General features: G+C 73.0%; 17 protein-coding genes. 4 read left to right on the top strand and 13 right to left on the bottom strand.

What is annotated here, in order from left to right:
* Positions 1-18 precede the first annotated feature (18 nt).
* From WMF26_RS18425 to WMF26_RS18395, 7 genes are all read right to left on the bottom strand, one after another.
* The gene (locus WMF26_RS18425; protein ID WP_438001378.1) at positions 19-801 is read right to left on the bottom strand and encodes a class I SAM-dependent methyltransferase; all 783 of its coding nucleotides are present in this window, start codon (positions 799-801) and stop codon (positions 19-21) included.
* A gap of 159 nt (positions 802-960) precedes the next feature.
* Entirely contained in the window at positions 961-1,644 is a 684-nt protein-coding gene (locus WMF26_RS18420) for a hypothetical protein (RefSeq protein WP_438001377.1), read from the bottom strand.
* 724 nt (positions 1,645-2,368) lie between these two features.
* Positions 2,369-3,502, bottom strand: a complete 1,134-nt coding sequence (locus tag WMF26_RS18415; protein WP_438001376.1) for a ferritin-like domain-containing protein — start codon at positions 3,500-3,502, stop codon at positions 2,369-2,371.
* Positions 3,503-3,740: 238 nt separating this feature from the next.
* On the bottom strand, positions 3,741-4,874 hold the full coding sequence (locus tag WMF26_RS18410) for a UTP--glucose-1-phosphate uridylyltransferase (protein ID WP_438001375.1): 1,134 nt from the start codon (positions 4,872-4,874) through the stop codon (positions 3,741-3,743).
* Positions 4,875-5,137: 263 nt separating this feature from the next.
* Entirely contained in the window at positions 5,138-5,785 is a 648-nt protein-coding gene (locus WMF26_RS18405; RefSeq protein ID WP_437338310.1) for a glutathione S-transferase family protein, read from the bottom strand.
* Between the two features lie 342 nt (positions 5,786-6,127).
* Positions 6,128-7,057, bottom strand: a complete 930-nt coding sequence (locus tag WMF26_RS18400; RefSeq protein ID WP_437947440.1) for a Uma2 family endonuclease — start codon at positions 7,055-7,057, stop codon at positions 6,128-6,130.
* Positions 7,058-7,086: 29 nt separating this feature from the next.
* The gene (locus WMF26_RS18395) at positions 7,087-8,580 is read right to left on the bottom strand and encodes an O-antigen ligase family protein (protein ID WP_438001374.1); all 1,494 of its coding nucleotides are present in this window, start codon (positions 8,578-8,580) and stop codon (positions 7,087-7,089) included.
* A 247-nt stretch (positions 8,581-8,827) separates the two neighbouring features.
* Between WMF26_RS18395 and WMF26_RS18390 the strand changes: the two genes are divergently transcribed.
* Positions 8,828-9,433: a polysaccharide biosynthesis/export family protein gene (locus WMF26_RS18390; RefSeq protein WP_438001373.1), complete on the top strand. Its 606-nt coding sequence runs from the start codon at positions 8,828-8,830 to the stop codon at positions 9,431-9,433.
* 282 nt (positions 9,434-9,715) lie between these two features.
* Here the strand turns inward: WMF26_RS18390 and WMF26_RS18385 are convergent, their stop codons facing one another.
* From WMF26_RS18385 to WMF26_RS18375, 3 genes are all read right to left on the bottom strand, one after another.
* Positions 9,716-10,930: an alpha/beta hydrolase gene (locus WMF26_RS18385; protein ID WP_438001372.1), complete on the bottom strand. Its 1,215-nt coding sequence runs from the start codon at positions 10,928-10,930 to the stop codon at positions 9,716-9,718.
* The gene (locus tag WMF26_RS18380; RefSeq protein WP_438001371.1) at positions 10,930-11,466 is read right to left on the bottom strand and encodes a VOC family protein; all 537 of its coding nucleotides are present in this window, start codon (positions 11,464-11,466) and stop codon (positions 10,930-10,932) included. The genes WMF26_RS18385 and WMF26_RS18380 overlap by 1 nt, the downstream gene beginning before the upstream one ends.
* A 208-nt stretch (positions 11,467-11,674) precedes the next feature.
* Complete coding sequence (locus WMF26_RS18375) at positions 11,675-12,940, bottom strand: hypothetical protein (RefSeq protein WP_438001370.1); 1,266 nt, start codon at positions 12,938-12,940, stop codon at positions 11,675-11,677.
* A gap of 102 nt (positions 12,941-13,042) precedes the next feature.
* On the opposite strand from WMF26_RS18375, the gene WMF26_RS18370 reads away from it, so the two are divergent.
* Positions 13,043-13,855, top strand: coding sequence for a nitrilase-related carbon-nitrogen hydrolase (locus tag WMF26_RS18370; protein WP_438001369.1), 813 nt, complete (start codon positions 13,043-13,045; stop codon positions 13,853-13,855).
* 30 nt (positions 13,856-13,885) lie between these two features.
* Positions 13,886-14,905 (top strand): AraC family transcriptional regulator, encoded by a 1,020-nt coding sequence (locus WMF26_RS18365; RefSeq protein WP_438001368.1) that lies wholly within the window; start codon positions 13,886-13,888, stop codon positions 14,903-14,905.
* 84 nt (positions 14,906-14,989) lie between these two features.
* On the opposite strand, the gene WMF26_RS18360 is transcribed toward WMF26_RS18365, so the two are convergent.
* The 3 genes from WMF26_RS18360 to WMF26_RS18350 all read right to left on the bottom strand — a co-directional run bounded on the left by WMF26_RS18360 (position 14,990) and on the right by WMF26_RS18350 (position 17,186).
* Positions 14,990-15,544 (bottom strand): GNAT family N-acetyltransferase, encoded by a 555-nt coding sequence (locus WMF26_RS18360; RefSeq protein WP_438001367.1) that lies wholly within the window; start codon positions 15,542-15,544, stop codon positions 14,990-14,992.
* 73 nt (positions 15,545-15,617) lie between these two features.
* On the bottom strand, positions 15,618-16,643 hold the full coding sequence (locus WMF26_RS18355; RefSeq protein ID WP_438001366.1) for an SMP-30/gluconolactonase/LRE family protein: 1,026 nt from the start codon (positions 16,641-16,643) through the stop codon (positions 15,618-15,620).
* A gap of 33 nt (positions 16,644-16,676) precedes the next feature.
* Positions 16,677-17,186, bottom strand: a complete 510-nt coding sequence (locus tag WMF26_RS18350; protein ID WP_438001365.1) for a hypothetical protein — start codon at positions 17,184-17,186, stop codon at positions 16,677-16,679.
* A 264-nt stretch (positions 17,187-17,450) separates the two neighbouring features.
* On the opposite strand from WMF26_RS18350, the gene WMF26_RS18345 reads away from it, so the two are divergent.
* Positions 17,451-18,785, top strand: coding sequence for a cytochrome P450 (locus WMF26_RS18345; RefSeq protein ID WP_438001364.1), 1,335 nt, complete (start codon positions 17,451-17,453; stop codon positions 18,783-18,785).
* Positions 18,786-18,952: the final 167 nt, after the last annotated feature.

The following is an 18,952-nucleotide window of genomic DNA, read 5'->3' as shown; positions in this document are numbered from 1 at the left end:
TGGTCTGTTCTTGAGGGCTCACACGCGCCGGAGGTGGCGGAGGATCGGGAAGCGTGATTTGCGGAGGAAGCGCGCGAGCCCGTTCGTGGCGCGAACGCGGGCGCCGAGCGGCTCGGGGTAGTCGTCGTCGTGGAGGACCCGCAACCACGGGAACGTCTCGACGCTCCCGTCATCGCGGTGGAGCTCCACGTGGCGCGCGCCCCTCGCGGCGGCGGGGCGAAGGCGGAGGCAGGGGGTCGCGTCGAGCAGGAGCTCCACATCTCGCTCGAGGCGCAGGGAGGCCTGGGTCAAGAAGGCGGAGATCCGCTCGGGGCCGAGCTGGGAGAAGAGGCCGAGGCCGAGGATCAACGTGGGCCAGCCGCGCGCCTCGGAGAGCTGATCGATCCAGTGATCGCAGCCAGGGGACGCGGCGGCCAGCGCGTACCGCGGCGTGCGAGGGGCGCGCGGGCGCTTCCAGGCGACCACGCGGGGGACGTCGATATCGATCCAGTGGAGCAGGCCGTTGTCGATGCGTGAGAATCGCGTGCACGGGCCGGTGAAGAGCCCGATGGCCAGGCCGTCCGGCTGACGGCGGAAGAAGTCGTGCACGACGTCGTCCACGAGCAGGGCGCGGGCCGCGAGCGGGCGGAGCTCCTGCTCGGTGAAGCCGGCGCGCTCGACCTCGAGCAAGCGCGCGAGATGGCGGGCCTCCTCGTCGTGGAACCCGAGGTCCGGGAACGCGTCGGAGGCATAGGCGCACGCGGCGACGCCCGCGAGCTCGCGTCGAGCAAACGAAGGGGCCTGGTCGACATTGAAAGTCATTTTCATTTTCATGACAGATCTGTGGGTTGCTTGTCAAGTTGGCGACTCGGCGCTCTGCGACCTCAACCAGGTTCGACCTGCTGCCTCACCTGCGGCCTCAACCAGGTTGACCAGCGGCGTGCCCAGCACCTAGCCGACGACGCCACCGCGGTGAGGCTGCTAACGCCCTCGTCCGGCAAGGGCGACCGCTCGGAGGCCTCGTTCGGCCGGTCGCTCCTCCGAGCGGCGCGTCAGGCGCGTCGGGCTGGCCCAGCGTCGCGCGCTGGCCGCCTTCATCGACGTCGCCATGGCGCGGAGCGCGCGGAGCTCGATGTCGTCGGCGATGCGCTCTTCGAGGAAGCGCATCGGCGAGCCTGGCGTTCGCGCGCTCGCCCAGAGGAGCGCCGCCGCCTCCCTCGCGGGCGCAGCGGCGCGCGCGGTCGCCCAGCGGGCCGCGAGCGCGGCGACGCAGAGCCCACGGTAGGCGCGCACCTCGCCGGCGAGCACGGCGTCGAGCGCGCTCGCGAGCCGGCGCGCCGAGCGGGCGTTCGTCAGCGCGCGGTCGATGAGGACGCGCAGCGCCTCGCCGGACGGCTCCTCTGCGACGGCGCCGTCCTCTCTTCCCATCGCGGCGCTCACCAGAGTGCCGATCGCCTCGCACGAGAGCGCGAGCGCCACGATCAGCCGGAGGACGCGCGGCGAGCAATGCCACGGGCGCGAACCGGCGAGCCCGAGCGGGGCCCTCGCGGGGACGAGCGAGCGCACGAGCGCTGCGTCGAGCGGCGGGGCGTCGCTCCCCCACCCCCGAAGAGCCGCTGCGCGCTCGCCGACCATCGGCGACGGCGCTGCCGGACCGCCCTTCACGAGCGCCTCCCCCCGCCGCCCGCCACGCCGCGAAACGCGCGGCACCCAGCGTCGCGAAGCGAGAAGTGCCGCCAGAAGGCAACCAGGCCGTCTTCAAACCCCGCTAGAGCGCGCTTTGGATTGATAATGATCTTCATTTTCAATAAACATAGGCCGAAGCGGGTGAGCGGGTCAAGAAATTCCGCGGGGCGGCGACTCGATCCGATCCGACCCACCCGACCTGACCCAGGTTGAGGCGACCCGACCCAGGTTGAGGCGACCCGACCTGACCCAGGTTGAGGTGACCCGACCTGACCCGGGTTGGCCCGACCCGAGGCAACCCAGACCCAACCCGGGTTGGGGCGTGACCCAACCCGGGTCGGATCGCTGCGCTGCTGCGGCGCTGCTGCGCCGCAACCTGGTTCGGGTCGACCTGACCCGGGTTGAGGCAACCGGGGGCAACTGACGCGACCAGAACGGACCCGGGTTGGGATCGATGGCGGGCCAACCCGGGTCGGTCGTTCAACCCGGGTCGGGTCGGTCGCTCAACCCGGGTCGGGCCGGTTGAACCTGGGTCCGGCCAACGTGGGTCGGGTCAACTAGCTCAACCCGGGTCGGCCGGTTGGTCGGCCGATTGCACTCTGGTTGGATCAGCTCAACCCGGGTCGGCTCAACCCGGGTCGGCTCAACCCCGGTCGGCTCAACCCGGGTCGGCTCAACCCCGGTCGGCTCAACCCCGGTCGGCTCAACCCGCCGCCTGCGCCGACAGCAGCGCGCGCATCGCAGGCGTCACGACCTCCGCGATCGCGCGCCTCCACGAGGCGGCCACCACGGCGTCGCCGGAGCGACCGTGCGCAGCGAGCGCGTCGGCGGAGGCGTCCGTCGCCGCGACGGACGGCGATGGCGCGGCAAGACCCGCCTCGAAGGCCGCCGCGACCGCGCGGCGCACCGCCTCCCCGCCCGTCTGGAGCGCCCAGGCCACGAAGCGCCACGCGAGCTCGGCGTGCCGCGCCTCGTCGTCCGCGATCGCCGCGAGGACGCTCCGGACCGCGGCGTCGGTCGCGTGCGCGAGCTGCTCGCTGGCCTGCACCGCCGCCAGCGTCTCGCCGATGCAGCCTTCACGCACGGCGCGCGCCGCGAGCTCCGCCAGGTCCGACGTGACCTCGACGACGCCGCCGAACGCGAACGGCGCCGGCTCGAGCGCCGCGCCGGCGTACGCGCTCGCCAGCCCGAAGCAGAGCGCCGCGTGGCGCACCTCGTCGCGCGCAGCCTCGTGCGCGGCCGCGAGCATCTCGGCGGGGGCGCCGACCGCCATCATCTCCAGCGCGAACCGCGAGAACGAGGCGACCGATGCGTGCTCGAGCAAGGCGTCGCGAAGCCACGCCTCGGCCAGCGCGGCGCGGGCCTCCTCCCCGAGCCCCGCGAGGTCCGGGCGCGGCGCGCCGCCCCACCCGCCCGCATCTCTCCGCTGCTCCCGCGCGGTGCGGGCGCGCTCGCCCACGAGAAAAGGCCGGCCCGAGCCGCCGCAGCTCGCGGTGAACTCGTAGCAGCACTCGCCATTTCGAAAGACACCGTCACCGATGCTGCTGTACCAGCACCCAGGCGGCGGGAGAGGGACGTTCGCGCCGACGGGATCGAGCGGCTCGCAGGCGCCCGCAAACACGCCGCCGGAGCCCCCCTCGCCCCCCTGCCCCCCGGCGCCGCCCTGGGCCCCGGGGTCCACGCACACCGTTCCTTCCTCGTCCCACGAGACGCCGCCGACCTGCACCGTCGTGACGCCATCGGCGCCCCCACCGCCCTCCCCGCCCATCCCACCACGCGCCCCCGCGCCATCCTCGCTCGCGCCGCCGCCGCCATCGCCCGGCGCGGGGTCGTCCATGACCACGTTGGCGCAGGCGACGCTTTCAACCGCCAGACCGAGCGTCGCGGTGGCGAGGATTGCGCGGGTCAGACGGCGCGCGAACACGCTTCGAAAATGAGCGGGTGCAGGGGGCTTGATGGTCATTGGACCATCGAGAAGCATCCTGCATACCAGCAAGATTCGCCGAATTCAGGGCTCCTCCGCCGGCGCGCACGGCACAGCGTGGCACATCACGCCGGCACAGGTACCCCTCGACTCAGACCAGAAACCCCCGCGCTCGCGCGATCGCCTCGATCGCCGGCCGACGCCGCTCCAGCTCGTCGGTATCCTTGACGGGAAGGAACCGGGCCGCGAGCCCGTCTCGAGGCACACGCAGGAACCTGGCCGGGAGACCGAAGGTGATCTCGTTCAAGATGCGCTCGAACTGGATCGCCTTGCGATCTCCCACCTTCTTCTCGACCTCCACGTAGACCCAGTCCATCGCGAGCGCGCTGAGCGCCTCGGCGCTGGCAAGGAAGGTGTTGGTGTTGAAGACCGGCACCACCTTCGGATCGAAGCCGACCGGCAGCCGGAAATCCTCCGCGATCACCGGGCGGCCGTTCCAGCGCAACGGGCCGCCCCCCTTGTCGCCGCCCTTGTCGACCACCTCGACCGTGAGGGGCCCGCCGTGGCCGAGATGCCAGCCGAGGATGACCGGATCCACCGTCGCGCCGAGGTTGTCGAGGTTCGCGATCCAGACGGTCTTTCCGCCGCGCGCGAGGAAGCGGCCGAGGACGCCGCTCTCCCGGAGCGCGTCCGGCAGGTCGCCGTGACCGGTCGCATAGACGCTCGGCTCGCCGTCCTCGTCGAGGAACAGATCCCCTTCCGGGGTGAGGCGCAGGGAGACGTGCTGCTCGAACGTGGTGCAGAGATCGCCCTGCTCGTCGAGGCGCGCGCCGAGCGCCTCGCGGATCGGGCCGTTCGTCGCCTCGCTGGTCATCAGCCACAGCGGCACCGGGACGCCCGTCGCGCGCCGGAGGTGATCGCTCTCGGCGAGGCGCAGATCGAGGAAGGTCCGACCGGGCAGCACCTCCACGAGCGCCTTGACCACGCCGCCCATCCGGGTGGCCATCCCGCCCGCGAGGACGCAGAGCGCGACCTCGCCGCGCCGGAGCGCGGCCAGGCCCGCCTCGCGGCAGCGGGCGTGCTCGGGCGTGCCCTCGGCCGGCAGCTCCATGACGTCGCCGGGCGCGGGCGGCTCGACCGTGCCAGGGAGCCGATTGCGGGCGTCCCGGTCCTTGCCGATGGACGCGGCCCACCGGGAGACACGGTCGGGGTCGAACCCTCGGGCCCGGAGGCGGGCGAGCAGCGGGGCGGGGAGCGCGGCGATCTGCTGGGCGAGCGAAGACACGCGATCTTCAAAAGCACGATGCGCCGCGCGAGGCAACGGCAGAGTGCAGCGGTTCGCGCGCCAGCGAGCGCCGAGCGAGTCTCCCGGCGGCGCCGCTCCCGGCGTGCGCTGCCGGGCTCCGGGCCGCGCTGAATGCATCGTACGTTGTTCCCTGATGGGCGTCCGGAGACGCCGATTTCGCGCTCGCCGACGACGCGCGAGCGCCCCCCGGGGAATACGAAGGCCCGTCAGCCGCGTCCGCGCTCGGCCGCTGGCGCGCGCTGCTACGCGTGCTTCGCGAAGGGCGCCATGTGCTCGGCGAGCGCCTTCTGGAAGGCCGGCCGCGCCTCACACCGCAGGCGGTACGCCTCGAGGGCCGGGATCTCCGCGACGAGCGCCGTATGGCGCAGGATGCGCAGCACGGTGGTCATGAGCAGGTCCCCCGCGGTGAAGCGATCCTCGAGGTAGTCCCGCTCGCCCAGCCAGTCGGACAGCTTCGTCAGCCGCGCCTTGACGGCCTCGACCGCCGACGGCCGGCGCAGCTGCGCCCATTCCTCCTTCGGATGGAACAGGTCGATCTCGGCGAGGTTCTGGACATGCGGCTCGACCGAGTTCAGCGCCGCGAACATCCACGACTTCGCGCGCGCGCGACCGACGGGATCGGACGGCATCAACGCCTCGGAGCGTTCGGCGATGTGCAGCACGATGGCGCCGGACTCGAACATCACGAGCCCGTCCTCCTCGTAGGCGGGCACCTGCCCGAACGGCTGAATGCGGCGGTAGTCCGCGGACGCCTGCTCCTCGTTCCCGATCAGCCGCTCCTCGTAGGTGAGGCCCGCCTCGGCCAGCGCCCAGCGCACGCGGAGATCGCGCACCAGCCCCCGGGCAAAGGGTGGAACCCAGCCAAATGCACATACCGTGATCTTGGGCATCTCGCTTCTCTTCTCTCAGGGGGCTGACCGGTGAGCTGCCGATCCGCCGATTCGAGGCCAAGGGATGGGGACCGATCCGCGCGAGGTCATCTCGGCTGCTCCAGCCGAACCGGCTCTGGCCGAGCGGTCCGATCCGAGCGCCGGCGAGGCTACCAGCGCCCGGTCGCGCCCGTCCACCCCTCGATCCGCCGCCGTCTGCGCGCGGCGCCGCGCCCCATGTCTCCTCCGGCCCGAGGCGCCCGGCAGCGCAAGGCCCGCCCGCGAGGCGGGTTCCATGGAACCTCACGGCGCGGCTCGTCGCGGACGTGAGTCACGATGGATCGCCGTGCTCGCCTCTCGCGGTCAGCGGCCCGCCGACTCCAGGAACAGCTCTTCCACCGCCGTCGCGGTCGCCGCCCGCTGGAGCCATCGCTCCAGCACGCTCAGGTCCGTCTCGCTCAGGATCCGGCCTTTCGCCTCCTCGCTCGCGGGGATGCCGCGCGCGCCGAGGATCATCAGGATCGCCGCCGACAGCCGCTCCAAGGCCTGCTCTGCCCGCGCCTGCTCTCGCTCGATCCGGGCCTCGGCGGCTTCGATCATCCTCTCCAGCTTGCCCACCAGCTCGCCGGCGGTGACCAGCTCGGCCGTGTCCGCATAGAATCGTAGCCGACCTGACTCCACCGTGAGATCCAGCTCGAGGACCTCCGATCGGTACCGCCCGATGCGCGAGGGGATGCTCTCGTAGCGGCGTCCGCCTGTGGACGGCAACCTGTAGCCTCGGATGTGCCCGCGCGGGATGTCGTAAACGAAGTACTCGCGGACCCCGAGAGCCGCATATCTCACGACGTTGTCGACGAAATCCTTGCGCCAGTCGCCGGCGTAGTGCACCTCGATCGCCAGATCGATGCCCTTGCCTTCGGCGCTGACCATCCAGCAGAGGCGTGGGCCGGGATCGACGTCGGTCACCGCGATCACGTCGGGCGTGAAGCCCTTCTCGCCCGGGTAGTAGACCTTGATCTCGGCGCCGACGTAGATGCGCCGCCCGCGCCGACCGAACCACGCGCGGAGCGTGTCGCGCGCCTCCATCTTGGCGTCGAGGTGCGGGTCCCCTTCGGCCATGGCCTCGCGCTCGTCGAGCTCTTCCTGCGACTCCGAGGCGAGGAGCGCTCGAACGGCCTGCTCTCGCTGCGCGGGCGACATCGCCGCCCACTGAGCCTCGGTGGGAGCCCGGGGGGCCTCGGCCGGGATCGGCGCGGCGGTGGGGTCGCCCGGCTTGCGGATGGGGGCAGACATGCCGACCAGCATACCACCCCGGGGCGCGCTCACCCGAGGAACCGGAGCAGGACGTTGAGCAGCACGAGCACGGCGAACATCCCGCCGCACACGAGCGCGACCTCCCTCAGGGACACGCGCACCGAGATGCGGGCGTCCTCGGCCCGCGCCGCTCCATACAGCGCAGCGGAAGCGCCGAGCGTCATGTAAAGGACGTCCTTGTAAGCCCACGACAGGAAGAAGATCCCGAGCAGCGCGCCGCACAGGCTCACGAAGATCGCCGGCGCGAACCGCCTCGCCGCAGGGCCGACCTCGGCGTCGCCCAGCCAGATCGACAGCGGTACTTTGATCGACGCATACAGGACGAGCGCGAACAGGCACATCCCGAGCAGGCCCGTCTCGGACGCGGCGAGCAGGTAGGAGTTGTGGGCGGTCAGGCCGAGCGACGACTCGTCGCCGAACTGCCCTGCGCCGACGCCGATGCCCCGGGTGCGCCGGATCATCTCGAACGCCTCCCGGAGCAGCTCGACGCGCTCCTCCGAGCTCTCGCTCGCCTCGTCGCCGCTGCGGCCGCCGAGCAGGAGCATGGGCGGGCCGATGAAGCAGGCGGCGACGGCGCCGAGGGTCCCGCTCCACCGGATGAACGTGAGGCCGAGGACCGCCAGGTACACGATCACCCCCGAGCGCGAGCGCGACAGGACGACCATCGCGCCGATCGCCGCGATGACGGCCACCACGGGGAGCGCGCGCAGCGCCGCGGCCGCGCGCGAGAGCAGCCGATCGGTGAGCAGGTGCGGCAGCGCAGGCCGAAGGCGCGCCCCGCCGGGAGCCGCGGGCGCGCGCGGGACGGCCCCGCCCGGAGCCGCGGGCGCGCGCCGGCGGCCGCGCCGCTCGGCGAGCGCGATCGCGAGCGGGATCGACATGCCGGCCATCAGGGAGAGCTCGTTCGGATCGGCGAGCGAGCCGCGGTAGCGGACGCGCCCGTCGATCGTCGACGTGCCGAGCGGCCCGGGGCGCTCGCACCGGTAGTTGCCGTCGGGGACGGGCGGATCCTTGCGGCAATCGAGGTTGGTCTCGCAGGGGCGTCCATCCGGCTCGAGCTCGCCCTTGCCTTCCCAGTCGTCGGGCGCGGCGAGCATGCAGCCGTAGGGCTGAAACGCCTGCACGATCGCGACCGCGGTGGTGACGACGGCGCAGCCGACGAGCGTGATCGCGAGCGCGCGCACCCCGCGCGGCGAAGCGGCGGCGAAGGCGACGGCGAGGAAGACGCCCGCGACGGTCGCGAGCTGCAGGCCGCGCTCCTCGAGGGCGGCCGGGCGCTTGAGCGCGGTCGTGAGGGCCGCCCAGGCGAGGAACGCGAGCGCATAGACGACCTGAGGCGCGAGCGTCGGCTTGAGCCGCCGCCATACGACGTCGAGGGCGACGCAGAGCAGGGTGAGCCCGAACGCCGCGTGAACGAGCGGAATCCCCTCGAGCGCGGGGATGAACTCCTGCGGCTTGAGGATGACGAGCGCGCACAGCGCGCACACGACCCACGCTGCCATGGTGTGGCGCGCCGCGAGCGCCGCGCAGGCCGCCCGCGCCGCGAGCTCACGACGGCCGCGGTGAGGCGCCCTGCGCAAGCGCGATGAGGCGCGGCGCGCATTCCCCCCTTCCGCGCGACGGATCTAGCACCGTGGGCTCGACCGGCACGCGGGAAGCGCCGGTGCGCGGGCGAGGAGCAGGCGCGGGGCGCGGCCGCGGGATCGGCGCTTGCTGGTGCGCGATTCCATCATGGAGGGTGATAACCGCATGTGCTCCCGCTGTGTCCGGATTGCCCTGCTCTGCTCCGCGCTGATGGCCCTCGTGGCGTCCTCGGGTTGCGGCGCGAGCGCCCCGCGGGTCGATTTCGAGGCCGAGCGCCGCGCGACGAGCGCCTATGCGGTCGGCCCCGGCGACGTGCTGGAGGTGCGCGCCTGGAAGAACGAGGCGCTGAGCCACCGCGTCACGGTGCGGCCAGACGGGTTCATCACGGTCCCGCTCGTCGGCGATATCCTGGCGTCGGGGCGCACCGTCATGGGCATCGCCGAGGAGATCGCGACGCAGGCGTCCAAGTTCTACCACGAGAAGCCGGTCGTCAGCGTGGAGGTGGCGGAGCTCCACAGCTACCGCGTCTACGTGATGGGCGAGGTGTCGCGTCCGGGCGAGTTCACGCCGAGGGCGCAGATCACCGTGCTCCAGGCGCTCGCCCTCGCCGGCGGCTTCACGCGCTTCGCCGATCCCGACGAGGTGGTGATCGTCCGGCGCGACGCGCTCGGCGAGCGCAGGATTCCGTTCGTGTTCGATGAGGTCGTCGAAAAAGGCGATCTCCGCGGGGATCTGCCGCTGCAGACGAACGATACGGTGGTGGTGCCGTAGGGCGTCGGTGCGCGGCGACTGCGGGCCGCCACGTCCGGCTGGTGATCGGCGCGGCGCATTTTGGCATCCTGTGCAGGATGCGCCCCGACGCCGCGCTGCAGCTCCTCGCCGCGTTGCTCCTCTCGCTCCCGGCGCTCGCCGCCGCGTGTGCGCCCTCCAGCCCTGGCATCCGGCTCCCGCCGGGCGAGCTCTTCGGGGGTGCGGATCGGGTGGCGCCCTGCCCGCGCAGCGCGGGTGAGGAGGCAGGCCGACACATCCGCCCCGCCGAGCCGCGCCCCACGCCTATCCGAAGCGCTCGCGGATCCACGCCGCGATGAGCTCCGCCGCCGCCTGCCGGTGCCCGTTCAGGAAGTGCGTCGCCCCCTGGAGCTCCACGTAGCTCCTGTCCTGCGCCGCGCTCGCCTCGAAGCTCTCCCGCGCCTGCCGCAGCCGGATCTCCGTGTCCGCCGTCGCGTGCACGAACAGCGTCGGGATCGCGACCGCGCGCAGGCTGTCCGCGAGCCGCGCCCGCGACGACAGGCTCGACCACGTGGACAGCCACGCTCGCGCCGTGAGCGTCCGCGCCACGCCCCCATAACCGTAGTTCGCGACGAACGGATCCGGCGACGCGAAGATCGACCCGAGCGCGCGGTCGTCCGGCTCGATGGTCGGGTCCAGATACGCCGGATCCGCCACCGTGCGGTACACGGTCATGAATCGCCCATGCGCGCTCCGCCGACGCATCCGGCTCCACTCGGGGTGCTCCGGGGCCATCCCCTCCAGCGCCGCCGCCGCGTCGCCTTGCGCCTCGATCGCCGCCCGCGCCGCGGCGTCGATGCGCGCGACCCGCGCCCGCTGCGCCGCCCGGTAGCGCGCGAGCCACGCGCGGCCGTACCTGCACGGCTCCGGCCACGGCCGCCAGCCGTTGTCCGGATCGTACATGTCGAGCGACGGATCGACCGACAGCGGATCTCCCTCGTCCACCACCGACGGGTCGATCGCCTGCTCCAGGAACACCCCCTGCCCCGGGTGCGCCGCCAGCGCGACGAAGGCGTCCCCGAGCCGCCGCCCCTCGGCCGCCGCGCCGGCCTCGGCCAGCGCGAGCAGCGCGCCGCCCCCCGAGTTGCCGAGCAGCACCACCGCCTCGGCGCCCCGCGCCCGCGCCGCCTCCACCGCGGTCTCGACATCGAGCGCCGCCTTCTCGTGGAGACAGTCGGTGTCGTTGTTCACGTAGCGCGTCGCGCACCCGAGCGCCGCCACCCCGCGCGCCGCGAGCAGCGGGCAGAGGTAATGGACCGAGAAATCCGCCCGCGGGTGCGCGAGCACCGCCGCCACCTTGAACCGACCGCCCGGCGGCGTCCAGAACAGGCCCCGCACGAGCGCGCCGTCGCTCCCCACGGCCGCGACCGGCTCCCGCCCCAAGGAAACCGCCGGCTCGTCCTCGGGCAAGGGCCAGTAACCGAACGCCGCAGGGCGGCGCCCATGCCCCAGCATCGCATCCACGACACGCGCGCTCATCACGCCACCTGCGGCCGGTGGACGATCACGGGCCGCGGCAGCTCGAGCGGCGGCATGGGATCGAGGAGCGAGCGCTCCGCCTCGGCCACCTCCTCCGCCGAGAAGGGCCGCAGCGTCTGGCAAAACTCGACCAGGATGCCGTTGGGATCCATCGTGTAGATGGAACGGCAGAAATCGTGATCCGCCTCGGTGACCTCGTGACCGTGCGAGAGCCACCGCGCGAGCATCCGGCTGTAGAACTCGCTGGTCGGCGCGGTGAAGGCGAGGTGGTTCACCCACGCCGGCAGCCCCAGGCCCGTCGAGATATCCGTCCTGAAGCGCCCCCGCACCGCCTCTTCGTGCACTTCCCAGAACGCCAGGAGCGGCCCCTCCGGCCCGCTCGTCTGATAAAAGGCGTGCCTCGCCCAGCCCCCGTCACGGCTGCCCTCGTAAGGGACCGCCATCACCTTGACGAGGCGGAACCCCATCACCTGGGTATAAAACCGGTGCGTGGCGACCAGATCCCTGGCCGCCAGCGCGATATGATGCACCCCCATCGTCCCCCCCTTGTGCAGGACGATCATGCCACGAGCGGGCGAGCTCGCTCAAGGTGAATGCCATCCCATCGCCCCGTCACTCGAGCGCTCGCGCGTCGCGGCGCAACGCGGATGAGCCGCGCGTGCCCCCCTCGGCCGACAAGGCTGCTTCGTTCCGAACGGCGAGATCTCGAGGGCCCCGAGCGCGGTACGCTCGGGGCGCTCGCCGCTACCTCGGCGTCCCCATCCACACGCGGGACGTGACGGGGTCGAACACGAGCCGCCTCGCGTCCGCATAGAACGACGCGGCCACCTGCGCTGCGGGGATGGACCACGTCCCGATCCCGCCGCACTGCCTGGCCTCGGGCGGCGTGTCCTTGAGGAAGAGCATCACGTCCTGCGCGGCGACGGCGGCGGATCCGTCGGTGCTGACCAGCTCGAACGGCGCGCCCCGGAGGATGCGGTAGGCCGAGACCTGCTCCGCCTGCCCCGGGACGCAGGTGCTCAGCGACATCGCGGCCTCGGGCACCGGCTCGAGGTCGATCCCCGCCGCCTCGATCGCCGCGAGGAAGGCGCGATTGATGTTGACCGATCGCCGGTACACCGCGTCGTCGTACCCCGTATCGAGCTGCGCGACGGCCTGCGCCGCGCCGATGCGCGCCGGGACGGTGGGCACGTTCGGGAAGCCCGCCTGGACCGCGGCGAGATCGGAAGAATAGTATCCCGCGGTCCAGAGCGGCTTCATGCCCTCGGCGCGCAGGATCTCATCGGGGCAGAGCGCCCCGGCGTCGGCCCGGTAGACGGCGCCGTCCTCGTAATCGAGCGTGAACGCATTGAGCGACAGGAAGTCCGTGCCGAGGATGCCGGCCTGGCGCACCGTGCCCTGAATGCCCGAGTGGTCCTGCACCGTGAGGCGGACGGTGCCCCAGGGGCCGTAGAAATCGAAGTCGGCGAACCGATCGGCGCTGCCGGCGACGGGCTCGGGGACCACCCCGCCCGCGAAGCCCTGCGGGTCGATGGTGCTGGCCGTGGTGCCGAAGTCGAGGAGGAAGTGGCCTTCCGCGGCGCCGACGCGCGCGACGGCATAAGGCATCTGGCTGGAGATCACGAGAGGCCGCTTTTCGCCGTGACATCCCTGGAGATCGGCGAGCGGGGCCCCGCCCGCCCCCGCGCCGCTCGTCTCGGCCCCGCCGGCGCCGCCAGCGCCCGCTCCGGCCTCGCCAGCGCCGCCCGCGACCGCCCCGGCCCCGCCCGCGACCGCCCCGGCCCCCCCGGTGCCGCCCAGGCCCGCCCCGGCGCCCCCCGCATCGCCCGCGCCAGCGGACGGCGGCGCCTCGCCCATGGTCGCGCTCTTGGCGGGCGAATCCGCGCGCTCGGGGGCGCCGCAGCAGGCCGAGACGGCCACCAGCGAGAGGACCGCGGCGGCGGCGGCGCGCGGCCTCGCACGAGGGAAGCTCGACCCCGGCGAGCGCTCGAACCCAAGCATCCGCGCCATGGTACCCGGCATTGCCGCATCGCGTCAACCTCGGTCGCTCGATCGCGCGCAGGGCCCATCGGGTACGCTGGAGCCCCGGAGCGCCGCTGGAGGGTCGATCTCATGCGCATCGCCGTGCTGCAGGCCAACGCCGTCCCGGGACAGGTGGACACCAACGTCGCGCGCATCGCCGGCGCGGCCCGGCGCGCCGCCGAGGGCGGCGCTCACCTCCTGGTCACTCCGGAGCTGTTCACGACGGGCTACGTGCCGGCGCTGGTGCCCCGGACGCTGCTCCAGACCTCGCCCGAGGCCATCGCCCGGCGGCTCGCGGACGTCGCGTCGAGCTGCGGCATCGCGCTGGTCGCCAGCGCGCCCGACCGCGGCCCCGACGGGGAGCTCTTCATCGCCGCGCACCTCTTCGATCGCGCCGGGGCGCGCCTCGCGACCTACCGCAAGACGCACCTCTACGGCCCGGACGAGGCCGCGGTCTTCACCCAGGGCCGCGGCGAGCTGCCCATCGCGGCCCTGCACGGCTTCCGGATCGGCCTCTTGATCTGCTACGACATCGAGTTTCCCGAGGCGGTGCGCGGCGTCGCGCTGGCCGGCGCCGATCTCGTGTGCGCGCCGACCGCGCTGCCGGAGCCGTTCGGCGTGGTGGCCCGCACGCTGCCGCCCGCGCGCGCGCTGGAGAGCCAGGTGTTCATCGCCTACGCCAACCACTGCGGGCAGGAAGGAGACACCGTCCTGTGCGGCCAGAGCATCATCGCGGCCCCGGACGGCTCGGTACTGGCCGCCGCGGGCGCCGCCGGCGAGGACCTGCTCTTCGCCGATCTCGATCCCGAGCTCCAGCGCGCGTCGCGCGCGGACAACCGCTACCTCTCGGAGCGCCGCCCCGACCTGTACGCCGCGTGGGAGCGCCCGGCCCGCGCGGGATAGCCAGCGCGTGCGCTATCCTCGGCCCGCGCCATGTCCTACGGCGAGCTCGTCTTCGCATCCTTGCCGGCCGCGCTCATCGAGTTCGCCTCGTCGCGCGGCGTCCCTCGCGACGATCTCCTCCGCGCCGCCGGCGTCTCGGCCGAGGCGCTCGCCGCGCCCGACGAGCTCGTGCCGTACGCGTCGCTCCTGTCGCTGTGGGCGCTCATGCTCGAGCGCCTCCCCGGCGAGCCGCTCGGGCTGACCTACGCGCGCTGGATCCCGGTCTCGGTCGTGGGCATCGTCGGGCACGTCGCGCGCCACAGCGAGACCCTGCGAGAGGCGGTCGCGGTCTATGGCCGCTTCTTCAGGCTCATGGACCCGCACCTCCGCATCGTCATCGAGGAGCGGGGCGAGGTGTTCCACCTCGCGCTCGAGCACGAGCCGCGGGTCGTCGCGATGGCCGAGCCGATCGAGATGATGGCCGCGGGGCTCGCGCGCTTCATCGCGCTCTACCTCGACGGCGCCGCGCGGCCGCTCGAGGCCATGTTCCGCCACCCCCGCCGGCACCCGACCTCGCTCTACGAGGAGGCGCTCGGCGCCCCGGTGCGCTTCGAGGCGGCCGCGACCGGCCTCGTCTACGACGCGCGCGTGCTCGACGCGCACCTCGTCGGCGCGGATCCCTCGGTCCGCGACTACCTCGTGCGCCACGCCGAGCAGCTGCTCGCCGCGCGCGCCGCGCCCGCCGGCGCGGCGCCGCTCGACGCGCGCGTGCGCGCCCTCATCGGCGAGCGGCTCGATCGCGGCGAGGTGGACCAGGCGCGGATCGCGCGCGCGCTGGGCATGAGCACGCGCTCGCTCCAGCGCGCCCTCAAGGATCTCGGCACGTCGTTCACGGCGCAGCTCGACGAGGCCCGGCGGGGCAAGGCGATCGAGCTCCTCCGCCGGCGCGACCTCGCGCTCCAGGAGATCGCCTTCCTGCTCGGCTACGGCGAGCCGCGTCACTTCTACCGCAGCTTCCGCCGCTGGACGGGCACCACCCCGGGCGAGTACCGGCGCACCCGCGTCCGATAGATCCGTGCGTCAGACCTCCGGCCTGAGAGACCGGTCGATCACGAGCGGTCGCGGGAAATCGAGGGCTCGGGAGCCCAGCGCACGTCACCCCTCTGCGACGAACCGCCAGGTTACATCGCCGCTCTCGTGCCGTGTTTCGAGATCTCGCACGCCAAGCAGCGGCAGCGTCTTGGTCCAGAATCGGATCGCCCGAGCGTTGTCATGGATGGCACAGAGGTGCCACCGCCCTGGATACTGACGGAGCAGCAGCTGGAGCGCATGTCGGCCCGCGCCGGTTCCGCGGCTCCCGTGGATCAAGAAGAGCTCGGCGATGCTGAAATCGACGTCGTCCGGCATGTATCTGAACGGTCGCAGGCCGACACATACGAACCCGACCGGTCGGGCGTCGCTCGCAATGACGTACGCTCGCTGGAACGGCTGCATCGGGTCCTGCGCCGACCGCGGAGCGCGCAGGTTGCCGGGCGGCGTGACGCTCGAGACCCAATCGTCGACGATGTCCGGTTGCCATCGACCGGCCTCGTCCAGAGCGTAGAAGCTCGTATCGAAGCCGGAGAGCTCATGGACGTACATCGGCCAAACGTTCCGGAAGAACTCACGCGCCTCCCGCGTGCGCCATGCGTCGACAATGGAGATGTTCATCTCTTCCTCGATATGCCGCGACGACGCCAGCCTGCTGGAGGGAGGCCCGAAGCGCGCATCTTTCGTCCGCAGATCACCTCAGCTCGTAGACGTCGACCGTGTCCACCATCACGTGGGGCACGAGGACGCGTCCGCGCTTCGTGTCATAACCGATATCCGCGGGCGTCTCCTGCTCGGGGATGGCGACCTCGAAGGTCCCGCCGAGCTTCCCCCGGAGCACCGCAGAGGCGTCGTGGCTGGTCACGAGGAGCGAGTCTCCGAGGGAGATCAGGCCGTCGAGGCGGCCGCCGGGCGCCGTGGTGGTCACGTCCTGCTTCGCGCCCTTCTCGTCGAGCACGAAGACCTCGGGAGCGCCGCTCGAGCAAACCACGAGCCCCTTGTCGCTCCACGCGAGGCCGTTCGGCATGCGCAGGGCGGTGGTCTTCGCCAGCGCCCTGGCCCTGCCCTTCTCGATGACGTAGATGGCGTCGCTCGACGTCGCCTCGAGGTTGCCGGTCGCGCCGATCGTGAAGCCGGAGTCGGACACGTACACCTTGCCGTCCGGCGCCGCCGCGACGTCGTTCAGCAACGTCGTGCCGGGGATGGCGATCTCCCCCTTCGGCGCCCCGGTCGTGAGGTCGAACATCCGGAGGGTCGTGAGGTCGGCGACGTAGAGCACGCCCTTCGCGATCGCCGAGCCCGTCGGCGCGTCGAGCCTGACCTTGTTCTTGCCGCCCTCGATCCACTTCAGGCTCGTCACCTGACCGTCGGGCGAGAGGACGGAGATGAAGCCGTTGTTGTCCCTGTCGCCCGGATTGCCGTTGATGTTCGAGACGAGGTAGCGGTCGTTGTCCGCGTCGTAGAGCACGCTCTCCGGCTTGGCGAAGCCGGTGTACCTCGCGACCGGGCTCGGCGCGGCGCGCCTGGGCGGCTCGGGTGCCGCCGTGGACGCCGCGGCAGCCGCCGGAGCCGCAGGCGGGGGCTCGACGCCGCTCGTCGCGACGGGCGCAGCGGAAGCGGAGGCCGCCGGTGCCAGCGCGGGCGGCGGAGCCTCCCCGCCGCAGGAAACCATCGTGGCCGCCGCGACGAGGGACGTGAACATGCCGAGGGCTCGTGCCATGGGAAAACCTCCTGGTGGCGAAGCAGCGCCGGCTCAGCGCCGGCTCAGCCGCCCGATCGCCCGGCCGAGGCGGTAAGCCAGGCGGCTGGACGGCGCGCTTTGCGGCACCGCCGGCGCGAGGTCAACCGCCGGCACCGCCGGCGCGAGGTCAACCGCCGGCATCGACCCGGGGTGAGCGCCGCTCACCGGCTCCCACCGATCGGCCCCGAGGCTCGCGCGCGAGCGCTCCGCCTCCGTGCGCGAGCGCTCCGCCTCGGCGCGCGAGAGCTCCACCTCCGCCATCGCGACCCGCCGCTCCAGCCAGGCGAGCCGGGCCCGCGCCGCCGCGAGCTGCTGCGCGGGCGCCGGACCCCGCCCGCGCAGCAGCCGCCTGAGCGCCCGGCCGAGGTGGTACATGCCCCGGCTGAACGGCCGCGCGGCCTCGGGACCCAGGTTCGCGGCCGCCTCGGCGCGGATCTGCTGCGCGCGCACGCGGCGCAGCCGCTCCTCTAGCTCGTGGATGCGGAGCCGCACCACCTCGATGTCGCTGCGGTACCTGGACATGCGCCGATGATCGCAAGCCGAGCCGCGCGCGCCAACCACGACCGGCCGCCGCGCCCGTGCTCCTCCCGCCGCCGCACGCCCGCGCCGCCGCGCTCGTGCTCCTCCCGCCGCCGCGCGCCCGCGCCGCCGCGCGCCCCCCTGGCGCGATCCGTCGCAACGTTGGCGCCCGACGCCGCTGCCGCGCCGCCGCGCCGGCCTCATCGTTGGATCGATCCCGGCGAGGCGCCGCGCGCCACCGGGATCGAGCTCCTGCCGAGGTGCGCCATGAGCCAATTGCCCCGAGGCCCGCAGGGCCGCCTGCTGACGACCTACCAGTTCCTCACGCGTCCGATCGAGCTCCTGTCCCGGTGCGCCGCCACGTACGGCGACGTCTTCAACGTCCCGATGTACAACGGCGACGTCGTGATGGCCGGCAGCCCCGCGTCGGTGCAGGACGTGATGACCGCGCCGCCCGACGCGCTCGTCCCGTACGCCACCAAGTCGATCGCCCCGCTCGTCGGAGAGCACTCGCTCGTCATGCTCTCGGGCGAGCGCCACCGGCGCGAGCGGAAGCTGCTGACGCCGCCGTTCCACGGCGACCGCATGCGCGCCTACGCTGCGGCGATGGCGGACGTCGCCGCCCGCCGCTTCGCCGAGGCGGCGCGCGCGCCCCGCGCCGTCGCCCAGGACATCACGCAGGCGATCTCGCTCGACGTCATCCTCCGCGCCGTGTTCGGGGTGGAGGAGCCGTCGCGCATGAGCGCGTTCGCGCGCGCGATCGTCGCGATGACCGACGCGCTGACCCCGGCGCTGACCTTCCTGCCGATCCTGCAGCGCGAGCTCGGGGGCCTCGGCCCCTACGCGCGCTTCCGCCGGCGCGTCGAGCACCTGGACGCCCTGTGCCGCGAGCAGATCGAGCGGGCGCGCGCGGCGCCGGGCGACGACATCCTGAGCCTCCTGGTCGCGGCCCGCTACGACGACGGCTCGAGCATGAGCGACCAGGCCATCTTCGACGAGCTCCGGACGCTGCTCTTCGCCGGGCACGAGACCACCGCGCTCGCCCTCGCGTGGGCCCTCGACCACGCGCACCGCCACCCGACCGTCCTCGCGCGGCTGCGCGACGAGATCGACGCCCTCGGCCCGGAGCCCGACCCGGAGCGCCTCGCCGCGCTGCCCTACCTGGACGCGGTGTGCAAGGAGGCGCTGCGCCTGCACCCGATCGTCACCGAGGCCCCGCGCATGGCGGCGCAGCCGTTCCGGATCGGCGAGCACACGCTCCCGCCGGGGACGGGGGTCGCGCCGTGCATCCTGCTCGTGCACCACCGCCCCGAGCTCTACCCCGATCCGTCGCAGTTCAGGCCCGAGCGCTTCCTCGAGCGCAAGTACTCCCCGTTCGAGTACCTGCCGTTCGGCGGCGGGAACCGCCGCTGCATCGGCGCGGCCTTCGCGATGTTCGAGATGAAGATCGTGCTCGGCGTGGCGCTGTCGGCGTGGCAGTTCCGCCTGCTTGACCAGCGTCCGCCGCGGCCCGTGCGGCGCAACCTCACGCTGGGCCCCGCCGGCGGCGTCCCGCTCGCCCTGCGCGCCCGCGGCCGCGCCGCCCTCCGCACCGCCGCCTGATCTCGGGCACAGGCGGCGCGCGGCGAGGCGCCGAGGATCGGAAGGCGTTGCCCCGATCACCGGGGCACGGCGGCGCCAGAGGAGACCGGGGAGATCGCGACATAAATCCTCCGCGCTCTCTGCCCAGCGGCGATCGCCGGAGGTCGTTCTGGAATAGAGGGGCTCCC

The organism is Sorangium sp. So ce185, assembly GCF_051526825.1.
Classification (GTDB): Bacteria; Myxococcota_A; Polyangia; order Polyangiales; family Polyangiaceae; genus Sorangium; species Sorangium cellulosum_D.
The sequence above is the reverse complement of the archived record's forward strand: the minus strand, read 5'-3'. Positions and strand labels throughout refer to the sequence as shown.